We start from the raw sequence: 17,305 nt of genomic DNA on the forward strand, positions 1-17,305 counted from the left end.
AGGCCAATGCGGGCGGCACGGGCACTGTCGCGGCCACAGATTGGCAGTCGGGCGGAATTGGTGCATGCTGCCGCTAATTGCCCGCGACACGTCTGCGCGGCGTCGTTTTGGGAGATGCCATACCGGCATCCTGCTCGGCACAGCAAGAGGGATCCATGGACGGCTTTCTGATGGAGCGTGCATCGCGAGGGCAACGGGCGTTTGCCGGCTGTCTGGCGATCGCCATCCTCGCTGCCTTGATACTCGCGGCACCGCAAGCCACGACTGTGCTGCCCGCGGTCGCGCCGTTCCTGCCGATGTGCGGGCTGACGGTGTTCACGACGGCCACTATTGTTGCGTACTTGCTCTGCGGACAGTTCCAGGTGGCGCGTCTGCCCGTCTTCGGCTTGCTGGCGGGCGCTTACGCCTTTACGGCGCTCACCGTCGCCATGCAGTTGCTCACCTTTCCGGGGCTCTTCGCGCCGGACGGGCTATTCGGCGCAAGGCCAACGACCTCCGGGTGGATCTGGGTTTTCTGGCACGCGGGTTTTCCTACGTTCGTCCTGATCGCCATGATCTCGCGACGCCTGTTCGCGCCCCAATCCATCACGCAATTGCCCTCACCGGGTAAGGGCATCGGCATCTATATCGGCATTCCACTGGCCGTCGGCGTCCTGCTTTGTCTGGCGGCATTGATCGTCCCCCTTCCACCGGCGCTATCGCCTGCCACATCCCCTGGCGATTTCTCCAGCGGCGGTGTCGGTATCGTGCTGCTGGTGCTGAACCTTGTTGCGCTCGGGGCCGTGCTGGGCATCGGGCGGTTGCGCACGGTACTCGACCTCTGGGTGGCGCTTGCTGTGCTTGCCTGCGTGACGGACACGGTACTCAGCCTGATGAGTACGGTTCGCTTCTCACTGGGTTGGTATCTCGCGCGCTTTTTCAGTATGTCGGCGCCGGGGCTGCTGGTCTGCGTGCTCGTGTGGGAAGTGACGCGGCTGTATCGCGAACTCACCCGGGCGCACCTGCGCCTCATCGAATACAGCAATCGTGACGCCCTGACCGGTATCTACAACCGCCGGTATTTCAACGACCGATTCCCCAGTGATTACGAGCAGGCGCGCCGTGCGGGGCGACCGCTTTCGCTGCTGATGATCGACGTCGACTATTTCAAACGCTACAACGACGCCTACGGTCACCCGGTGGGCGACGAGTGCCTTGAGCATGTCGCGCTTGCGCTGATGCGGGCCACGCATCGGCCAGCCGATCTCGTCGCCCGCTACGGCGGCGAGGAGTTCGTGATCGTGCTGCCCGATACGGACGAGCGTGGCGCGCTGTTCGTGGCGACTCGGGTCACGGAGAGCGTACGTGCGTTGGCGAAGCCTTGCCCGGGACCGCAAGGACGTGTCACCGTCAGTGTCGGGTGCGCAACCAACGTACCGCAGCAGGGGAATGCCCGAGACATGCCTGACCGGCTGATCGCGCTAGCGGACGAAGCACTCTACGCAGCCAAGCGTCTTGGCCGCGATCGTGTTCAGGTTGCGCAGGGATTGCCGTCCGATGGTGAGGACGTTGGCGGCGCGGCTGCTGATGCGCCGCGTGCCAATCTGAGTGCGTGAGCTAGTGCGTGGGTAGGTGTCTGAGCCGATCGGCACAGACACCGAAGCGAGTCGCGTCAGACGCGCTCGTAAGTCACGAACGAATAGTCGAAATCGTTCGGGGCAGGGGAGTGATGCGTTTCGCGTGCCGTCTCACGCCATTGGGCGGCGGGGAGGTCCGGGAAGTGCGCATCGCCCTCGAACGCTTTGGCGATCTCCGTTACGACGACCTTGTCTGCACTGGCAAGCGATTCGGCATACAGCTGCGCACCGCCGATCAGACAAATTTCCTCCACACCGACGCACAGCCGCATGGCATCCACCAGCGAGCCAGCGACTTCGCAGCCGTCGATTTTCAGGTCGGGATTGCGGGAAACCACAATGTTGCGACGTCCGGGCAGCGGACGTCCGATCGAGTCGAACGTCTTGCGTCCCATGACGATGGGCTTGCCCAGCGTGGTGCGCTTGAAGTGTGCAAGGTCTTCCGGCAAACGCCACGGCAACTGATTGTCACGCCCGATCACGCCATTCTCGGCGCGGGCGACCACAAGCGTCAGAATCGTCATACGGCCACCGGCGCCTTGATGTGCGGATGTGCTTCGTATCCGGTGATATGGAAGTCTTCGAACTTGTAATCGAAGATCGAATCGGGCTTGCGCGCGATCTCCAGCTTAGGCAGCGGGAACGGCGCGCGCGCGAGCTGCGTCTGCACCTGTTCGAGGTGATTGTTGTACAGATGGCAGTCGCCACCGGTCCAGATGAAGTCACCCACATCCAGGCCCGTTTGCTGCGCCACCATGTGCGTCAACAATGCGTAGCTGGCGATGTTGAACGGCACCCCGAGGAAGATGTCCGCACTACGCTGATAAAGCTGGCAGGACAACTTGCCATCGGCGACGTAGAACTGGAAGAACGCATGGCACGGAGGCAGCGCCATACGCGGAATCTCGCCGACGTTCCATGCGGACACGATCAGGCGGCGTGAGTCCGGTGTCGAGCGGATCTGGTCCACGATCTGCGTAATCTGGTCGATGTGACCGCCATCGGGTGTCGGCCACGAGCGCCATTGCGCGCCGTAGACGGGGCCGAGTTCACCCTCGGCATCCGCCCATTCGTTCCAGATGGAGACGCCGTTTTCCTGCAAATAGCGCACGTTGGTGCTGCCTTGCAGGAACCACAGCAGTTCATGCACGATCGATTTGATGTGCACTTTTTTCGTGGTGACGAGCGGGAACCCTTCCTGCAGGTCGAAGCGCATCTGATAGCCGAACACCGAGCGCGTGCCCGTGCCCGTGCGGTCGGTTTTGTCTGTGCCATGTTCGAGTACATGGCGCATGAAGTCTAGGTACTGTTTCATAGGCCCATCCGTTTTGCGGGATTTTACCAGCCTCCGAGTGACGTGGTACTTGCCTGCGGTCAGACGGCGGCCTGAGCGGCGGCGAATGCCACCGGATGCTGCACCGTCAGGCGTAGTCCGACGCGGTCGCCGACCTCATGCGTCAGTTCGCCGTCGACGCGCGCGACCACTTCGATGCCGGACGCGAGACGCAGCGTGTACAACTGATCGGCCCCGCGAAATGCACGACGTACGAGTGTGGCTTCGAACGGACTTGCGGGGTCGTGGGCAATGTCGTCTGCGCGAAGCAGGACGTCGACACTTACGGGGTAAGTATCGCGGGCGGCGTTTCGGATCAGCTTGTCGGCGAGCGTGGGCGAGACGGCGATTTCTCCGATTTCAAGCGAGATACCCCCGCCATCGACGTTGCCCCGGAACGTGCCGGGAATGAGCGCGCCGCGCCCGATAAAGTCTGCGACGACCCGATTGGCCGGGGTCCGCCAGAGTTCACGTGCCGGGGACCACTGCGCGATGGCGCCCGCGTGCATGACGCCAATGCGGTCGGCCATCGCGAAGGCTTCATGCTGATCGTGCGTGACGAGAATCGCCGTCGCGCCGCTGGCTCGAATGATCTCCCGAACCTCCACGGCCAGACGCTCGCGCAGGTCGAGGTCGAGGTTCGAGAAGGGCTCGTCGAGGAGGAGCAATGCAGGCGCGGGTGCCAAGGCGCGGGCAAGCGCCACGCGTTGTTGTTGCCCCCCGGACAGTTCATGCGGGTACTTCTTTAATGTTCCCGCCAGACCGACCCGCTCGGCCAGCATCTCGACGCGAGCCTGACGCTCCACTCGCGCCGTGCGGCTAATGCCAAAGCCGATGTTTTGCGCGACGTTCAGGTGTGGAAACAACGCGTAGTCCTGGAACACCACGCCGACGTGACGCCGCTCAGGCGGCTCACTCAACTGCGCGTTGGCGACTTCGTGGCCATCAAGCACGATCCGGCCGCCGGCCAGTGGCTCGAAACCGCACACCGCACGCAGCACCGTCGTCTTACCGCATCCCGATGGGCCCAGCAGGCAGCCGATCTCACCGCGCGCCAGGGACAGCGACAGATCACGAACCGCGATATGCGTCTGACCTGTGGTGTCGTAGCTAACGGAGATGTGGTCGAGCAGGAGATAAGGCAGTGGCATTGGTGTCGTAACGAACGTAGGTCGGGACGGGGTCGCGGGGGAATTCAGGTAAGCGAACGGCGGCTTTGCAAAAAGCGCGGGCACTTTCCGTGAGTGGCCGCGTCAGAGTCGCAGTTGCGAATGCGTATAATTTACAACGCATTTGCAACGCATTAGACCGGAGAATACCTCGCGGTTCCCTCAGGCAATACGTACTTTAAGTAGTCTGAGGCTTGAGGACGATGGCCGACGACGTAGATTTGTTTTCCATTTTCCACGCATTCACCGCTTTTCCTGACCCCAATCCCGACCTTTCCTGATGTCATCGACGCCCCAGTCACGCGCCGCCACCGATTCTGTTTCTCCCGATGTGCCTTCCGACCGGTTCCCCGGCGATTCGCAGGCATTCGCCACGACGGTCGCCAAAGGCGACGTCGAGCACGCACAGGCGGGGTCCGGCAGATCGTCGAACCCCGGCGGGCGTAGACGAGGCTGGCGCTCTGCAGGTGTTTTCGGCTGGCGGCTGGTGGCATGGATTCCCGCGCTGATCGTGCTTGTGCCCATGTTCGGCATCGTGGCGGCGCTGGGGGCGGGCGATGCCGACACCCGCGCCGTGCTTGCCCACATGCTTGGTACGGTGCTGCCGGAGTACGCGCTCAACTCACTACGCATCTCGCTGGCCGTGAGTGGCGGGGTGCTTGTGATGGGCGTCGGTACCGCGTGGCTGGTCGTTCACTACGCATTTCCCGGTCGTCGTGTGCTGGAGTGGGCGCTGATTCTGCCGCTGGCCATGCCCGCTTACGTCACGGCCTACGCGTATACCGATTTCCTTCAATTCGCCGGGCCGGTGCAAAGCGCGCTTCGTCGCGTGCTGGTCGTTGATCGCGTGACGTGGTTTCCCGAGATTCGTTCGTGGTACGGCGCGGCATGGGTCTTCGCGGGAGCGTTCTATCCGTATGTCTATCTGCTGGCGCGTACGGCGTTTGCGGAGCACAGCCAGCGCTTCTTTGAAGCGGCACGCACGCTGGGGTGCACTCCGTTGCAAGCGTTCTTTCGCGTAGCGCTGCCGCTCGCGCGTCCGGCGCTGGTGGCGGGCGTCGCGCTCGTGCTCATGGAGACGTTGGCCGACTACGGCGCAGTGGCCTACTTCGGGGTGCCGACGTTCACAACGGGCATCTACCGCGCGTGGCTGTCGATGGGCGACCGCGTCGCGGCGGCTCAACTGTCGGCATGCCTGCTATTCGCTGTTCTGCTTTTGCTGATGGCAGAAGCGCGTAGCCGTACGCGGTTGCGGTATTACGGGGCACCGGGGCGTGCGCCGACGACGTCACGCCGAACGGCACTGCGTGGGTGGCGTGGCGTACTGGCTGCCGCTGGTTGCGCCCTGCCGTTGATAGTGGGGTTTGCACTGCCCGCGATCATCATGCTGCGCCTGGCTGTCTCGGAACTGGATCAAGTGCCTTGGCCGCGCTATGGCGAGTGGGTCTATAACACCGTGCGGTTGGCGGCGGTGGCGGCGGTGGTCGCGTGCGCGTTTGCCATCGTGCTTGGCTACGCGCAGCGACTTGCGCCCGGACGTATCACACGTATTGCGGTACGCCTCGTGGGGGTGGGCTACGCGATTCCCGGGGCGGTCATCGCGCTGGGCATTCTCACCCCGGTGCTGCATCTCGACACATGGATGGGGAGCGTGCTCGGGGCAAACGGGCTGGTATTGGCCGGTACGGGCGGCGTCCTGATCTACGCATACCTCGTACGCTTCCTGCCTGCGGCGCTGCAAAGCGTCGATGCAGGATTTGCCCGTATTGCGCCCAATCTAGACGCCAGCGCGCGCAGTCTCGGCGTGGGCGGCTGGTCGATGCTGCGTCGCGTGCATTTGCCGTTGTTGCGAGGCAGCGTACTGACGGCAGCTCTGCTGGTGTTCGTCGACGTCATGAAGGAACTGCCGGCCACGCTCGCGTTGCGGCCGTTCAACATGGACACGCTCGCCGTGGTCACCAGCCATCTCGCCGCTGACGAGCGGCTCGCCGAAGCCGCTGTCCCGGCTCTGACGCTGGTGCTGGTGGGGCTGCTGCCGGTGTTGGTGCTGGCCCGGGCCATTGCACGGCGCGCCTGAGGGGCGACCGGTCTGCCGGTTTCTTCACGCAAAATGCCGCTTCGAAGACAGGGGCGGAACGATCATCCGCCCTGCGTTTTATCAAATCTAGAGACGTTTCACAGTTGCCGCCCCGATAGCGCCGCACTATAGTCAAATCATCCCGGCAACTAAGCCGGGATGATTGAGCGTCAACAAAAATGATTGCGATCGTCATTTGCAAATGTTGGCTGTTCATGGCCTTGGCGTTGGCACCACCGCCCGAGGTGGCACCGCTCAATACGGCTGACGGCGGCTGGAGTGCCGTGTTGCTGACCGGAGCGATGCGCTAGGCGGTTGTCCTGGGAGGGACCGACGTGAGGACATTTCACCGGACGCAAGACGTCCGATGGTGGCGTGCAACCTTTTGGTCCTGTGTCGGTTTTGTTGCATTGACGTCACACACCTTTGCATGCCCGATACCCGTTCCCCCAGAGACTTTGCGCACCTTATCGGGCGCTTCGGCCTTCGCCTTGATGGCATCGACGGCCTAAGTTGACGTAGGTAGACGTAGATTGGCGGACGTTGGTCGCCGGATAAGTGTTGTTTTCCGGTGTCGTCAGGGGTGGCCCCGAGTGGCATTTTTGTCACCTGCGCCGCAAAATCGCTGGCAATGCAGTGCCTTCGGGAGACCGGCATGGCGCTATGGCGGATCGATCTTGTCTCGTTGCGGCTGTTTGTCGCTGTCTGTGAAGAGAGCAGCATTGCCCGTGCAGCCGAGCGTGAGTTCATTGCGCCCTCGGCCGTCAGCAAACGGATCAACGATCTCGAATCGCTGGTCGGATCGGCGCTCCTCCAGCGCCACAAGTGGGGTGTGCGAGCGACGCCGGCGGGCGAGGCGCTACTGCATCACGCACGTAACGTACTTCGCAGTCTCGAGAAGATGCAGGGCGACCTGTCCGAGTACACAAGCGGCGTACGCGGTCACATCCGCATCTTCGCCAACGTTTCCTCGATTGTCGAAACATTACCCGATGAACTGGGTGCCTTTCTGCGCCGCCACGAAGGGGTGAAGGTCGACCTCGAAGAACATACGAGCGCGCAAGTGGTGCGCGGTGTGGCGGATGGGGCGACCGACATCGGTATCTGCTGGGACGCAGTCGACACCCGCGACGTCGAAGTTTTCCCTTATCGCCACGATCAGATCGTCACGGTCCTTCACCGGGATCATCCGCTCGCTTGCGTCGAGCAACTCGCGTTCATCGAAACCCTCGACTTCGACCAGATCGGTGTGCATCCGGATAGCGCGATGTACACCGTCTTCCGACGCCTTGCCGCTGAACAGGGCAAGACGGTCAAATTCCGAATCCACGTCTCAACGTTCGAAGCGGTGTGCCGGATGGTGAGGGCGCAGCTTGGCCTGGCGATTGCGCCGCGCGAGGCGGTCGGCATCTATTCGCAAGTGCCGGACGGAGAAGCGTTGCGTATCGTGCCGCTGACAGATCCCTGGGCAGAGCGGCGGCTGGTCGTGTGCGTGCGCAGGTACGATGCGTTGCCCGTTGCGTCGCGCATGCTGGTCGACCACCTGTGCGCACGTAACGTAACGGGAACAGCGGAGGGAACGGAGCTAGTGGACGATTGCGGAAGCGCGGAGGGTGCGGAGCGCACCTGAACCGCAGCGCGACGACGCGCCCGATGGTCGGTGCAAACCCTCATCGGACCATGTCAAAGGGGAGGTTGACGCGGCATACATCGTGAACCGCGATGTCTGGCATGCCGAAACACCTCTTGCCGTCGCCTTTAGGCCGACGGATGCTCTGGGGGCCGATAGCGATTCCGGCCGACGAGCCGGGGCGCGCCGTATCTCGCATTGTGCGGGAGGAGACACGCGATGACACATGCCGAAGCGCGCCGTGTGCGCGAAGCCGTGGGACGTCTGATTCTTGTTCTCACGCTGATGGCGCTGGGCCTCATAGCACTCAGCCTGAGCGGGGGAGCCTCCGCTGCGCCGGCCCAACCCCTCGAAAAGCCGAAGATCACCATCGCCGTAGGCGGAAAGCCCGGCCTCTACTATTTGCCCCTGACGATTGCCGAACAACTGGGCTACTTCAAGGACGAAGGCCTCGACGTCACGATCGACGACTTCGCCGGTGGTTCCAAAGCGCTGCAGGCGGTCGTTGGCGGAAGTGCGGACGTCGGCACGGGGGCGTTCGAACACACGCTGCTCATGCAGACCAAGGGACTGACTTATCAGTCGTTCGTCGTGCTGGGCGCAGCGCCGCAACTGGTCCTCGGCGTCGTCAAGACCAAGGCGGGCGAAGTGAAGTCTGTCAAGGATCTGAAGGGGATGCGTGTCGGCGTCAGCGCGCCCGGTTCAAGCACGCATATGTTGGTGAGCGTGGCTCTGACCAAAGCAGGCCTCAAACCCACCGATGTCTCTATCGTCGGCGTGGGTAGCAATGCGACGGTGATCGCGGCGGCCCGTAACGGACAGATCGATGCCGTTTCCAACGTAGACCCGATGATGACGTTGTTGCAGGAGTCCGGCGACGTGAAGGTACTCATCGACACGCGTACGCAGGCTGGCACCCGCGCAATGTTCGGAGGTCCGATGCCTGCGGCGGTGATGTACGCACCACAGAGCTTCATCCAGAAGAACCCACGTACGGTGCAGGCACTGGCCAACGCGATCGTACGTGCGGACAAATGGCTGCAACACGCAACGGCAGCGCAGTTGCTTAAAACGGTGCCGGAACCTTATCTCCTCGGCGACAAGACGCTTTATCTGAAGGCGTTCGCGAACTGTCGCGAAGCCTTTTCCCCGGACGGCATGATGCCCGCCGATGGTCCGGCGACCGCATTGAAAGCGCTGGCGTCGTTCACGCCGGAGGTCAAGCCGTCACAGATCCGGTTGGGCGATACCTGGACCAACACGTTCGCTACGCAGGCGAATCGCCAATATCCCTGAGCGCTATCCGACGAACGTGTGTTTGGACGAAATGACTTCACTTTTTCCACGCTGCCGCATGCTGCGTCGGCACGTAACTTGCGATCGAAATGGGTGAACCCATGCGGGAACATTCGAGGAGCGATCTCATGCAAGCCACCGTGCGACTGAACGGCCGTGTGCTGTGGTTGAGCGCCAGTGCCGAAGCCATGACCCGTCAATTGAGGGGGGAAACGCTGACGCGTGCCGAAGCCGGAACACTGCGCGACCAGATTTCCACCGACGAAATGACACCGGCGCGCGCTTGTCTGGCGTTCGACGAATCGCTTGGCGACTACGTCTACGTAGGGTTGCGATGCCATGACGATTCGAGCGACGCAACAGGCGTGTTTCCTGTCACACAGAAGGCGGTGCGCGAAGGCGGTTTTGCGTTGTCCGTGGCGGGGCTGCGACGTGGCAAGGGATCGTCGCGTGAAGCCAGCCCGTTCGCAGAACGGTGCGCCGGTATCCGTATCGTGATCGCCGAGAGCTTCGAGCGCATCTATGCGCAGAACTGTCAGAACCTCGGTCTGCTGATGTCGACCGATCTGACGTTGGCTGAGCGTTTGCAGGATGGCGAGACGATCCCCATCGAAGCGTTTCTCGAAGATTGCGATCCACTGGCCGAGGCCATCGTGCGTAGCGGTGGGCTGTTCGGCTATACGCAGCGAAGGTTGTGCGGAGAACTCTTACCGCCGCAGCCTGCGCATGCCCCCGGCGCGATGACTTACGGAGAAAAGATCATTGCGCGAGCGCTGGGCGTTGCCCGCGTACGGGCGGGAGATGCGGTGTTCGTCCCCGCAGACTGGCGCTTCTCGCATGAATACGTGACGCCGATGGCCGTGAGTTTCCTGCGCCACGCCTATGGCGACGAGATACCTGCGCTACGCGACGTCGCGTCGGTGCTGTGCTTTGAAGATCATCTGACGCATCTCGATGCCATCTCCGCCGATGGCACTCGGCCCCCACAGATCGTGGACGCTGCACGACGTCTTGGTACGGTACAGCGCGAGTTTTGCGCCCAGCATGGGCTGCGTCTGCACGGACGTGCCGCAGCCGGTGGTTCGGAGGGCATCTGCCACGCGTTGATGCTCGAGCGCTATGCGTTGCCGGGACAGGTGATTGTCGGCACCGATTCACACACACCGCATTGTGGTGCCATCGGTGCGTTCGCTTTCGGTGTCGGTGCGACCGAAATGGCCAATGCGTGGCTCACCGGGGACGCGAGACTTGCCGTGCCCGGAACGTGCCTTGTACATCTGCGCTCGCGTTTGCCTGCGGGCGTCGGCGCGAAAGATCTGGCGTTGCACCTGCTTCATCTTCCGTACATTCGCGATGGACGCGCCATTGGGCAGATCATCGAGTTCGCAGGCGAAGCCGTTGCGCACTTGTCGACCGACGAGCGCGCGACGCTGACCAACATGGTGGCCGAAATCGGCGGACTCACCGGACTGGTGGTGCCGGACGCGGAAACGGTCCGCTACCTGCGCGAGCGGCGCGGCATCGACTTCACGCTCGACGCATGGATGAAAAGCGATCCGCAAGCATCGTACGCCCATGTCATCGAGATCGATTGCGCGTCGCTGGGGGCGATGGTGGCGAGTCCCGGAGATCCGGGCAACGGCATTGCGCTGGCGGATTTGTCGGCAGAGGTCGCCATCGATATTGCTTACGGCGGGTCGTGCACCGGCAGTAAGCGCGACGATCTGCGGGCCTGCCATGACGTTCTTGCCTGGGGATTGACGCAAGGGCACCGCGTTGCAGACGGCGTGCGCTTCTACCTGCAGTACGGCAGCGAAGACGTGCGCGCATGGTGTGAGGCGCAGGGGTATGCGGATGTTTTCAAGGCGGCAGGCGTGACGATGCTCTCGCCCGGATGTGGTGCGTGCGTCAATGCCGGACCGGGCGTTTCCAAAACGTCCGACGAGGTGGTCATCAGCGCCCAGAATCGCAATTTCCCCGGGCGTTCGGGCCCCGGACAGATGTGGCTTGGCAGCCCGGCCACCGTGGCCGCGAGCGCTTTGGCGGGATATATCGTGGGTTTCGATCAATTACAACGCGATGGATTTACGTCTCATCCGGTCTCTCATCCCGCAGCGCTTGCAGCGCCGGGCCGAGGTTCCAGTGGGGCGTCGCACGCGGGCAGGGGAGGGTAGCAGATGCCGGATGTCACCTCTGCGACACCGATGCCGTTACAAGGCATTCGTGTCGTGGAATTTTCACACATGGTCATGGGGCCGGCGTGCGGCATGGTGCTGGGCGACCTCGGGGCCGATGTCATCAAAGTGGAGCCGATCGGTGGCGACGCCACGCGTCATCTGCTGGGGACCGGTGCGGGCTTTTTCCGTGCCTTCAACCGCAACAAGCGGAGTCTGGTCGTGGATGTCACGCGGCCCGAAGGGCGAGAGCTGATACTGCGGCTCATCAGTACGTCGGACGTGGTGACGGAGAATTTCAAGCCCGGGCGGATGCGGCAAATCGGACTGGACTACGCAACGTTGTCACGGCTGAATCCGGCGCTGGTCTACGTCTCGCTGAAGGGGTTTCTGCCGGGGCCTTACGCTACGCGCACTGCGTTGGATGAGGTCGTGCAGATGATGGCGGGACTTGCGTACATGACGGGACCGCCGGGCCAACCGTTGCGTGCGGGGACATCGGTCAACGACATCATGGGCGGTGTGTTCGGTGCGCTCGCTGCGTTGGCCGCACTCTACGAGCGAAAGACCACGGGACGCGGGCAGGAAGTGCAGGGCGCGCTTTTCGAGAATTGCGTATTGCTCGCGGCGCAGCACATGCAACAGTACGCAGTGACCGGTGTGGCACCCGATCCAATGCCCGCGCGTGTGTCCGCGTGGGGTATTTACGACGTCTTTGCTGCGCGCGACGGCGTGCAGATTTTCCTCGCCGTCGTCAGCGATACGCAGTGGCGCATTTTCTGCGACGTGTTCGGACGTCACGATCTGGCAGACGACCCGCGACTGTCCACGAACAATGACCGCGTGAGGGCACGCGACTGGTTGCTTCCGTTGTTGCGCGAAATGATCCAGGGTTTCGACGCCAGCTACCTCGCGGCGGCGTTCGAGCGTCATGGTTTGCCTTTTGCGCCGATCGTGCAGCCCGCCGCGTTGTTCGATGACCCGCATTTGCTTGCCAGCGGCGGCTTGGGTGACTTGACGACGGAAACGGGTGAGCAAACGAAAGTGCCGTTGCTGCCGATCACGATGGCAGGGCAACGATTGCCCGCGCGTCGCGCGTTGCCGGCGGCGGGTGAGCACACAAGCGAAATTCTGAGAGATCTGGGGTATCCCGATAACCAGATCGAGCGCCTGTTGAACGAGGGGGTGGTGGCGGGACCGGCGGACGGATCGACGCCGGACGATGCATCCGGCGCGGGCGATACCGCCGGTCCCGTTTTTTGGAAGGACAGCGCAAATCAAAGCTGAGCGCGCTGAAATAAGCCTTTTCCGAAGGAAGTCGGCGTGTTGTCTGCTTGCGGGCACCGGGTGGGGCGCGGTACGGTATGAACGTCTACCGCCAACACGCCACCCGGACTGTCATGACTGAACCGCTCGACGCTGCCCACTCACGCGAAACGTCTGCATTGTCTGCTTCGTCTTCCTCATCTCCACTTTCGTCGCAGTCCCAACAGCCTGATAAGCCGTTATCGGGCGTGACGGTACTCGATCTCACGCGTCTTCTGCCGGGTCCGCTTGCCGGGTTGCGTCTTGCGGAAATGGGCGCACACGTCATCAAGATCGAAGACAAGGGCGCAGGCGACTACGCCAGGGAAATGATGCTGGGCGATGACGATTCGCCCCCTAGCGCTTTCTGGCGACTGCTCAATCGCGGCAAGACCGTCGAACGCCTCGATCTTAAGAGCGACGCGGATCGGAAGCGCTTCCTCGACCACGTTGCTCATGCCGATGTGCTGCTTGAAGGGTTTCGCCCTGGCGTGATGGCGCGTCTGGGTTTCGGGTACGAGGCGCTGGCACGTGTGCGGCCATCGCTGGTGATGGCGTCGATTTCCGGTTACGGCCAGCAAGGGTTGATGGCGCAAGCCGCCGGGCACGACATCAACTACATTGGGTACGCGGGCGTACTCGATCAGCTTTGCGATGCGGGGGACGCCCCCATCGTCCCCAACTTTCAGATCGGCGATCTCTACGGCGGCGCTCAGGCTGCGGTTCAGGAGGTGCTGGCGGCGTTGGTCGCCGCGCAACGCACCGGGCGCGGGCGCTGGCTGGACATTTCGATGACGCACGAGGTGTTCCGCTCGAACGTCGTGCCGGCGGTGGCGATGCATCGCCAGGGGCACGTGTCGCGCGCAGGAAAGGATCTCCTTAACGGTGGCGTGCCCTGTTATCAGGTCTATCGCACGAAGGACGGTCGGTACATGGCGGTCGGTGCGCTCGAGCTGAAATTCTGGGAGTCGCTGTGCGATGTGCTTGGCCGCAGCGATTGGAAGACTCGTCACTGGTCGCTTGGACAGGCGGTCGGCGGAGACGATGCGCTCGCATTGCGCGCTGAGCTGATGGCGGTGTTTGCGGGCGCGACGCAAGCCGACTGGGTCGCGCGTTTCGGCGATGTCGATTGCTGTGTGACGCCGGTACTCCGATTGGAGGAGGCGATGACGCATCCGCTGTTTGCGCAATTGCGCGAGACGCTGCTGCCATGACATCGATTGTCGCCAGGCGGGTGACTCGTCGACCGCAGGCACGTTACCGAATGTCACAATTTTTCGACGTCGGGAGACGCGAAGTCCGGAGGCCCATCGCGTAGAGTCGTTGCTGATCGATAACGACATGCCCATGACCCGACGGTTCGACTTTCCCCAACCACCGACTCAGACTCATCCACGCGTGCGACGACGGCTCGCGGCGGCTGCCGTTCTTTGTGCCGTGCCCATGATCGCGATTCTGACCGGATGTGTGTCGTATCAGGATGCCCCTGCGGATCACGGAAAGGTTCGCTCGACATCGATGACGACGGCCGATCTCGCACAAACGGATATCAATCGCATGGCGACGCTGGGCATGCGGGCGAATCTGGAGAGCTTGTATCTTCTGGCCGACAAGCTCTATAAGCGCAATCCCCGCGAATGGCGCAAGGGGGGCGCGGCGACGCAAGCCGAAGCCATGGCGCAGTTGCGTGCCGCGATTGAAGGGCGTCGCACGCTCGCGGATCTGAAGGACTTCCGCGATGTCCGCGCCCTGTCGTTGTCGCTCGATCCGACATTCGCAGGCGACCGTGTAGCGGCCTTCGTCTTCAGTCTCTCGGACACGATTATTACGGCGCATGGTGGCACGACGGTGTTCTATCTGAGTGACGGACTCGATGCACAGCGTATCTACAACGCGGCGCGCAACGTGGAGATCGCGGCGTGGCTGCTGGGGAGTCGCCGGGACATGGCAGGCAAGCCGCTGCTGCTGGCCAACGAAATGTCCGACGTGCGCAACGTGAGCTTTGAACGGGAGTTCGGCAAGGTCATCGGACGGCTGGACCTGTTGGCCGAGATGCTGGACGAGAAGTATCGACGGGCAGGGATCGGCTACGTGCAGAACTTGCTGGGCGCGCAGTTCCTTCAGTTTTTGCCGGTGCGTTGATGCGGACGTGTTACGGATAAAGCGCGAAAAATGCGCAAATGCTGTATATTTGCACAGTGTTTTCGCCCGCCACCATGACCTCCCCTCAGCGCAAGATCATCCACTGCGACGCCGACTGTTTCTACGCCTCCGTCGAGATGCGGGACGACCCGTCGTTGCGCGGGATACCACTGGCTGTCGGCGGGCAGCCGGATCAGCGCGGTGTGGTGGCGACGTGCAATTACGAAGCGCGTGCCTTTGGGGTGCGTTCGGCCATGCCGTCCGCGCAGGCCGTCAAATTGTGTCCCGACTTGCGCATCATCCCGCCGTCGATGCATCGGTATCAGGAAGCGTCGAAGCGGATCATGGCGATCTACCGCGATTACACGGATCTGGTCGAGCCGTTGTCGCTTGACGAGGCGTACCTCGACGTTAGCGACAGTGAACACTGCGGTGGTTCGGCCACGTTGATTGCGCGCGAGATCCGTGCGCGCATCGCGGACGAAGTTGGGTTGACCGTGTCGGCCGGCGTTGCGCCCAACAAGTTCATCGCCAAAATCGCCAGCGACTGGCGTAAGCCTGACGGCATGTTCGTCGTGAAGCCTGCCGAGGTCGATGCTTTTGTTGCCGTACTGCCGGTCGAGCGTTTGTTTGGCGTGGGTAAGGTGACGGCGGAAAAGTTGCGGGCGCTGGGCGTCGATTCCTGCGGTGATCTACGCAGCCATTCGATGGCCGATCTGACCGAGCGTTTCGGCGTATTCGGGCAGCGGTTGTTCGAGCGCTGTCGTGGTATCGACACCCGGGAGGTCAGCCCGGATCGCGAGCGAAAATCGATCAGCGTCGAGACGACGTACACGCGCGACCTGCGCACGTTGGCGGAGTGCGAAACGGCGCTGGAGCCGCTGCTTCGTCAGTTGTCCGAGCGAATCGGACGTGCGCGCCGCAGCGAACCGTTGGCGATTGCGAAGGTTTTCGTGAAGATTCGATTTGCCGATTTCTCACGGACGACGGCCGAGGCAGGCGCATTAGGCGTCGATCCGGCGCAATGCCGTGAACTGCTGGCAGAAGCGGTGGGACGCAAGCGACGTGCGGTGCGATTGATGGGAGTCGGGGTGCGTTTGCTCGAAGCACAGGCAACGCGTCAGTTGCGCCTGTTTGACGACTGGGATGACGGGGCGTCCCTCACATCGCCTGCATCAGGTGATAATGCCCCATCGGAAACTTAGATCGCGTAGACGAGCGAGGTGAGGGATGGCGGAGATCATCGAAGTCTCATTGCGGCTCACAGCGGCATTGATTCTCGGCGGGCTGGTCGGGCTCAATCGCAACTTGCACCACAAGTCGGTCGGTTTGCGAACGCTCGCCATTGTGTCGTTTGGATCCGCGTTGTTCGTGCTTGCCGTCGTACCGTTTCCGGGAACGGCTCTGCCTTATGACGGTTCGTCCGTGAGCCGGGTTGTGCAGGGCATTGTGGCAGGGATCGGGTTCCTTGGGGCCGGGTGCATCATCCGGCCGAGTCGCGGTTCCTCCGTGCACGGCTTCACCACGGCGGCGGCGCTGTGGAGCACCACAGGCATTGGCATCATCTGTGGGTTGGGCCGCTGGCATATCGCCCTTGTCGCGATGGTGTTGCTACTTATCGTGCTGGCACTCGGCGGGCGTATCGAATCGCTCGCGCACCGTTGGCTGGGGCACGACGAACCGGTGAAGGACTCGCAGGACGAGGACGCGTCGGCGCGGCATGGGCACGACGGCAGGTGACATCCACGTGGCTTATGCAGAAGACACACATCGCTGCCTCCTCGCCCTCGACGTCATGGGCAAATTCCTGCGGATACCGAAGAAAAATGCCCGCCGAAGCGGGCAAATGACGTTGTCGCAGTACCCCCAAAAGGACGTAAGAGGGCGATTTCATTTTGGTCACCGGACCATCTTTCGCCAATCGGGGCTTGCCCGATTAGGGAAAGCACGTTCGGGTGACTACGTAATCGACGCCCGCTCTTGCGACTAATTTTCTTCCAAGCGTTTGAAGCGTGAAGCTGCGCGCGTTGCGTCATTGAAGCGCACGCAACTCCGTCGCCCGGGCACGGGCCACCCGCAAACCGTCAGCCTGTAGGGAGAGCGTCGCAGCGTCAGCTTGCTGTGCGGCATCTGAAGGGGAGGTGTACGTCACGATGGCTGCCTGACGTTCGCGATGGAATCGTTGGGTGATCGGGGCGCATTCGGTGGCGGCTTCGTCGGCCAGTCGAATCGGGTCGGGTACCAGATTCACGTAGCGCGCGACGTGGCCATACAGACAGGTGCGGTACTGATCCGCCGCCGCGTCTGCAGCGGCCAGATGACGCTCGCGCAACGTGGCCGGATCGACTGCTGCGGGGCGTTGTGCCGAGGTGTTCGCATTCGCATGAGGGCCCGAGGGAGCGGCACAAGCAGCGAGTATCGCGACGGCAGCAAGGGAAAACAGCACCGGGGCTGCGCGGCGGGGAAAAGCCAAAATCGGAAACTTCCGAGTCATAAGGTAATCGAGGCCGATGGCGTAAAGTCCACGATCTCGCTATGGTACGGGATTTGACGGATCCGGCGC

The 17,305-nt window shown here is 62.5% G+C and carries 14 protein-coding genes; 10 read left to right on the plus strand and 4 right to left on the minus strand.

Going from position 1 to position 17,305, the window contains the following annotated elements:
- Positions 1–155: 155 nt before the first annotated feature.
- Positions 156–1,595, plus strand: coding sequence for a sensor domain-containing diguanylate cyclase (locus PCO31010_RS13625; RefSeq protein WP_150664751.1), 1,440 nt, complete (start codon positions 156–158; stop codon positions 1,593–1,595).
- Between the two features lie 56 nt (positions 1,596–1,651).
- Here PCO31010_RS13625 and PCO31010_RS13630 read toward each other — a convergent pair whose 3' ends face one another.
- The 3 genes from PCO31010_RS13630 to PCO31010_RS13640 are packed head-to-tail and all read right to left on the minus strand — an operon-like array spanning position 1,652 to position 4,100.
- Positions 1,652–2,140, minus strand: a complete 489-nt coding sequence (locus tag PCO31010_RS13630) for a dihydrofolate reductase (RefSeq protein ID WP_039399412.1) — start codon at positions 2,138–2,140, stop codon at positions 1,652–1,654.
- On the minus strand, positions 2,137–2,931 hold the full coding sequence (locus tag PCO31010_RS13635) for a thymidylate synthase (protein ID WP_150664752.1): 795 nt from the start codon (positions 2,929–2,931) through the stop codon (positions 2,137–2,139). The genes PCO31010_RS13630 and PCO31010_RS13635 overlap by 4 nt, the downstream gene beginning before the upstream one ends.
- A gap of 59 nt (positions 2,932–2,990) precedes the next feature.
- Positions 2,991–4,100, minus strand: a complete 1,110-nt coding sequence (locus tag PCO31010_RS13640) for an ABC transporter ATP-binding protein (protein WP_150664753.1) — start codon at positions 4,098–4,100, stop codon at positions 2,991–2,993.
- A 298-nt stretch (positions 4,101–4,398) separates the two neighbouring features.
- Between PCO31010_RS13640 and PCO31010_RS13645 the strand changes: the two genes are divergently transcribed.
- The 9 genes from PCO31010_RS13645 (at position 4,399) to PCO31010_RS13685 (ending at position 16,482) form a co-directional block, all read left to right on the plus strand.
- On the plus strand, positions 4,399–6,195 hold the full coding sequence (locus tag PCO31010_RS13645; RefSeq protein ID WP_217426164.1) for an ABC transporter permease: 1,797 nt from the start codon (positions 4,399–4,401) through the stop codon (positions 6,193–6,195).
- A 655-nt stretch (positions 6,196–6,850) separates the two neighbouring features.
- On the plus strand, positions 6,851–7,825 hold the full coding sequence (locus PCO31010_RS13650) for a LysR substrate-binding domain-containing protein (protein WP_246184604.1): 975 nt from the start codon (positions 6,851–6,853) through the stop codon (positions 7,823–7,825).
- Positions 7,826–8,044: 219 nt separating this feature from the next.
- A complete protein-coding gene (locus PCO31010_RS13655) occupies positions 8,045–9,121 on the plus strand; it encodes an ABC transporter substrate-binding protein (RefSeq protein WP_150664754.1) in 1,077 nt (358 codons plus the stop codon).
- A gap of 128 nt (positions 9,122–9,249) precedes the next feature.
- A complete protein-coding gene (locus tag PCO31010_RS13660) occupies positions 9,250–11,295 on the plus strand; it encodes an aconitase family protein (RefSeq protein WP_150664755.1) in 2,046 nt (681 codons plus the stop codon).
- Between the two features lie 3 nt (positions 11,296–11,298).
- Positions 11,299–12,582 carry a CaiB/BaiF CoA transferase family protein gene (locus PCO31010_RS13665; RefSeq protein WP_150664756.1) on the plus strand — a complete coding sequence of 428 codons (1,284 nt, stop codon included), beginning with the start codon at positions 11,299–11,301 and terminating at the stop codon, positions 12,580–12,582.
- Positions 12,583–12,695: 113 nt separating this feature from the next.
- On the plus strand, positions 12,696–13,814 hold the full coding sequence (locus PCO31010_RS13670; RefSeq protein ID WP_150664757.1) for a CaiB/BaiF CoA transferase family protein: 1,119 nt from the start codon (positions 12,696–12,698) through the stop codon (positions 13,812–13,814).
- A gap of 229 nt (positions 13,815–14,043) precedes the next feature.
- Positions 14,044–14,742, plus strand: a complete 699-nt coding sequence (locus PCO31010_RS13675; protein WP_150664758.1) for a hypothetical protein — start codon at positions 14,044–14,046, stop codon at positions 14,740–14,742.
- 74 nt (positions 14,743–14,816) lie between these two features.
- Positions 14,817–15,947 carry a DNA polymerase IV gene (gene dinB, locus PCO31010_RS13680; protein WP_150664759.1) on the plus strand — a complete coding sequence of 377 codons (1,131 nt, stop codon included), beginning with the start codon at positions 14,817–14,819 and terminating at the stop codon, positions 15,945–15,947.
- A gap of 25 nt (positions 15,948–15,972) precedes the next feature.
- Positions 15,973–16,482, plus strand: coding sequence for an MgtC/SapB family protein (locus tag PCO31010_RS13685; RefSeq protein ID WP_150664760.1), 510 nt, complete (start codon positions 15,973–15,975; stop codon positions 16,480–16,482).
- 292 nt (positions 16,483–16,774) lie between these two features.
- On the opposite strand, the gene PCO31010_RS13690 is transcribed toward PCO31010_RS13685, so the two are convergent.
- Positions 16,775–17,188 carry a hypothetical protein gene (locus tag PCO31010_RS13690; protein ID WP_150664761.1) on the minus strand — a complete coding sequence of 138 codons (414 nt, stop codon included), beginning with the start codon at positions 17,186–17,188 and terminating at the stop codon, positions 16,775–16,777.
- Positions 17,189–17,305: the final 117 nt, after the last annotated feature.

Origin of the sequence: Pandoraea commovens, assembly GCF_902459615.1 — a bacterium.
Taxonomy (GTDB): Bacteria; Pseudomonadota; Gammaproteobacteria; order Burkholderiales; family Burkholderiaceae; genus Pandoraea; species Pandoraea commovens.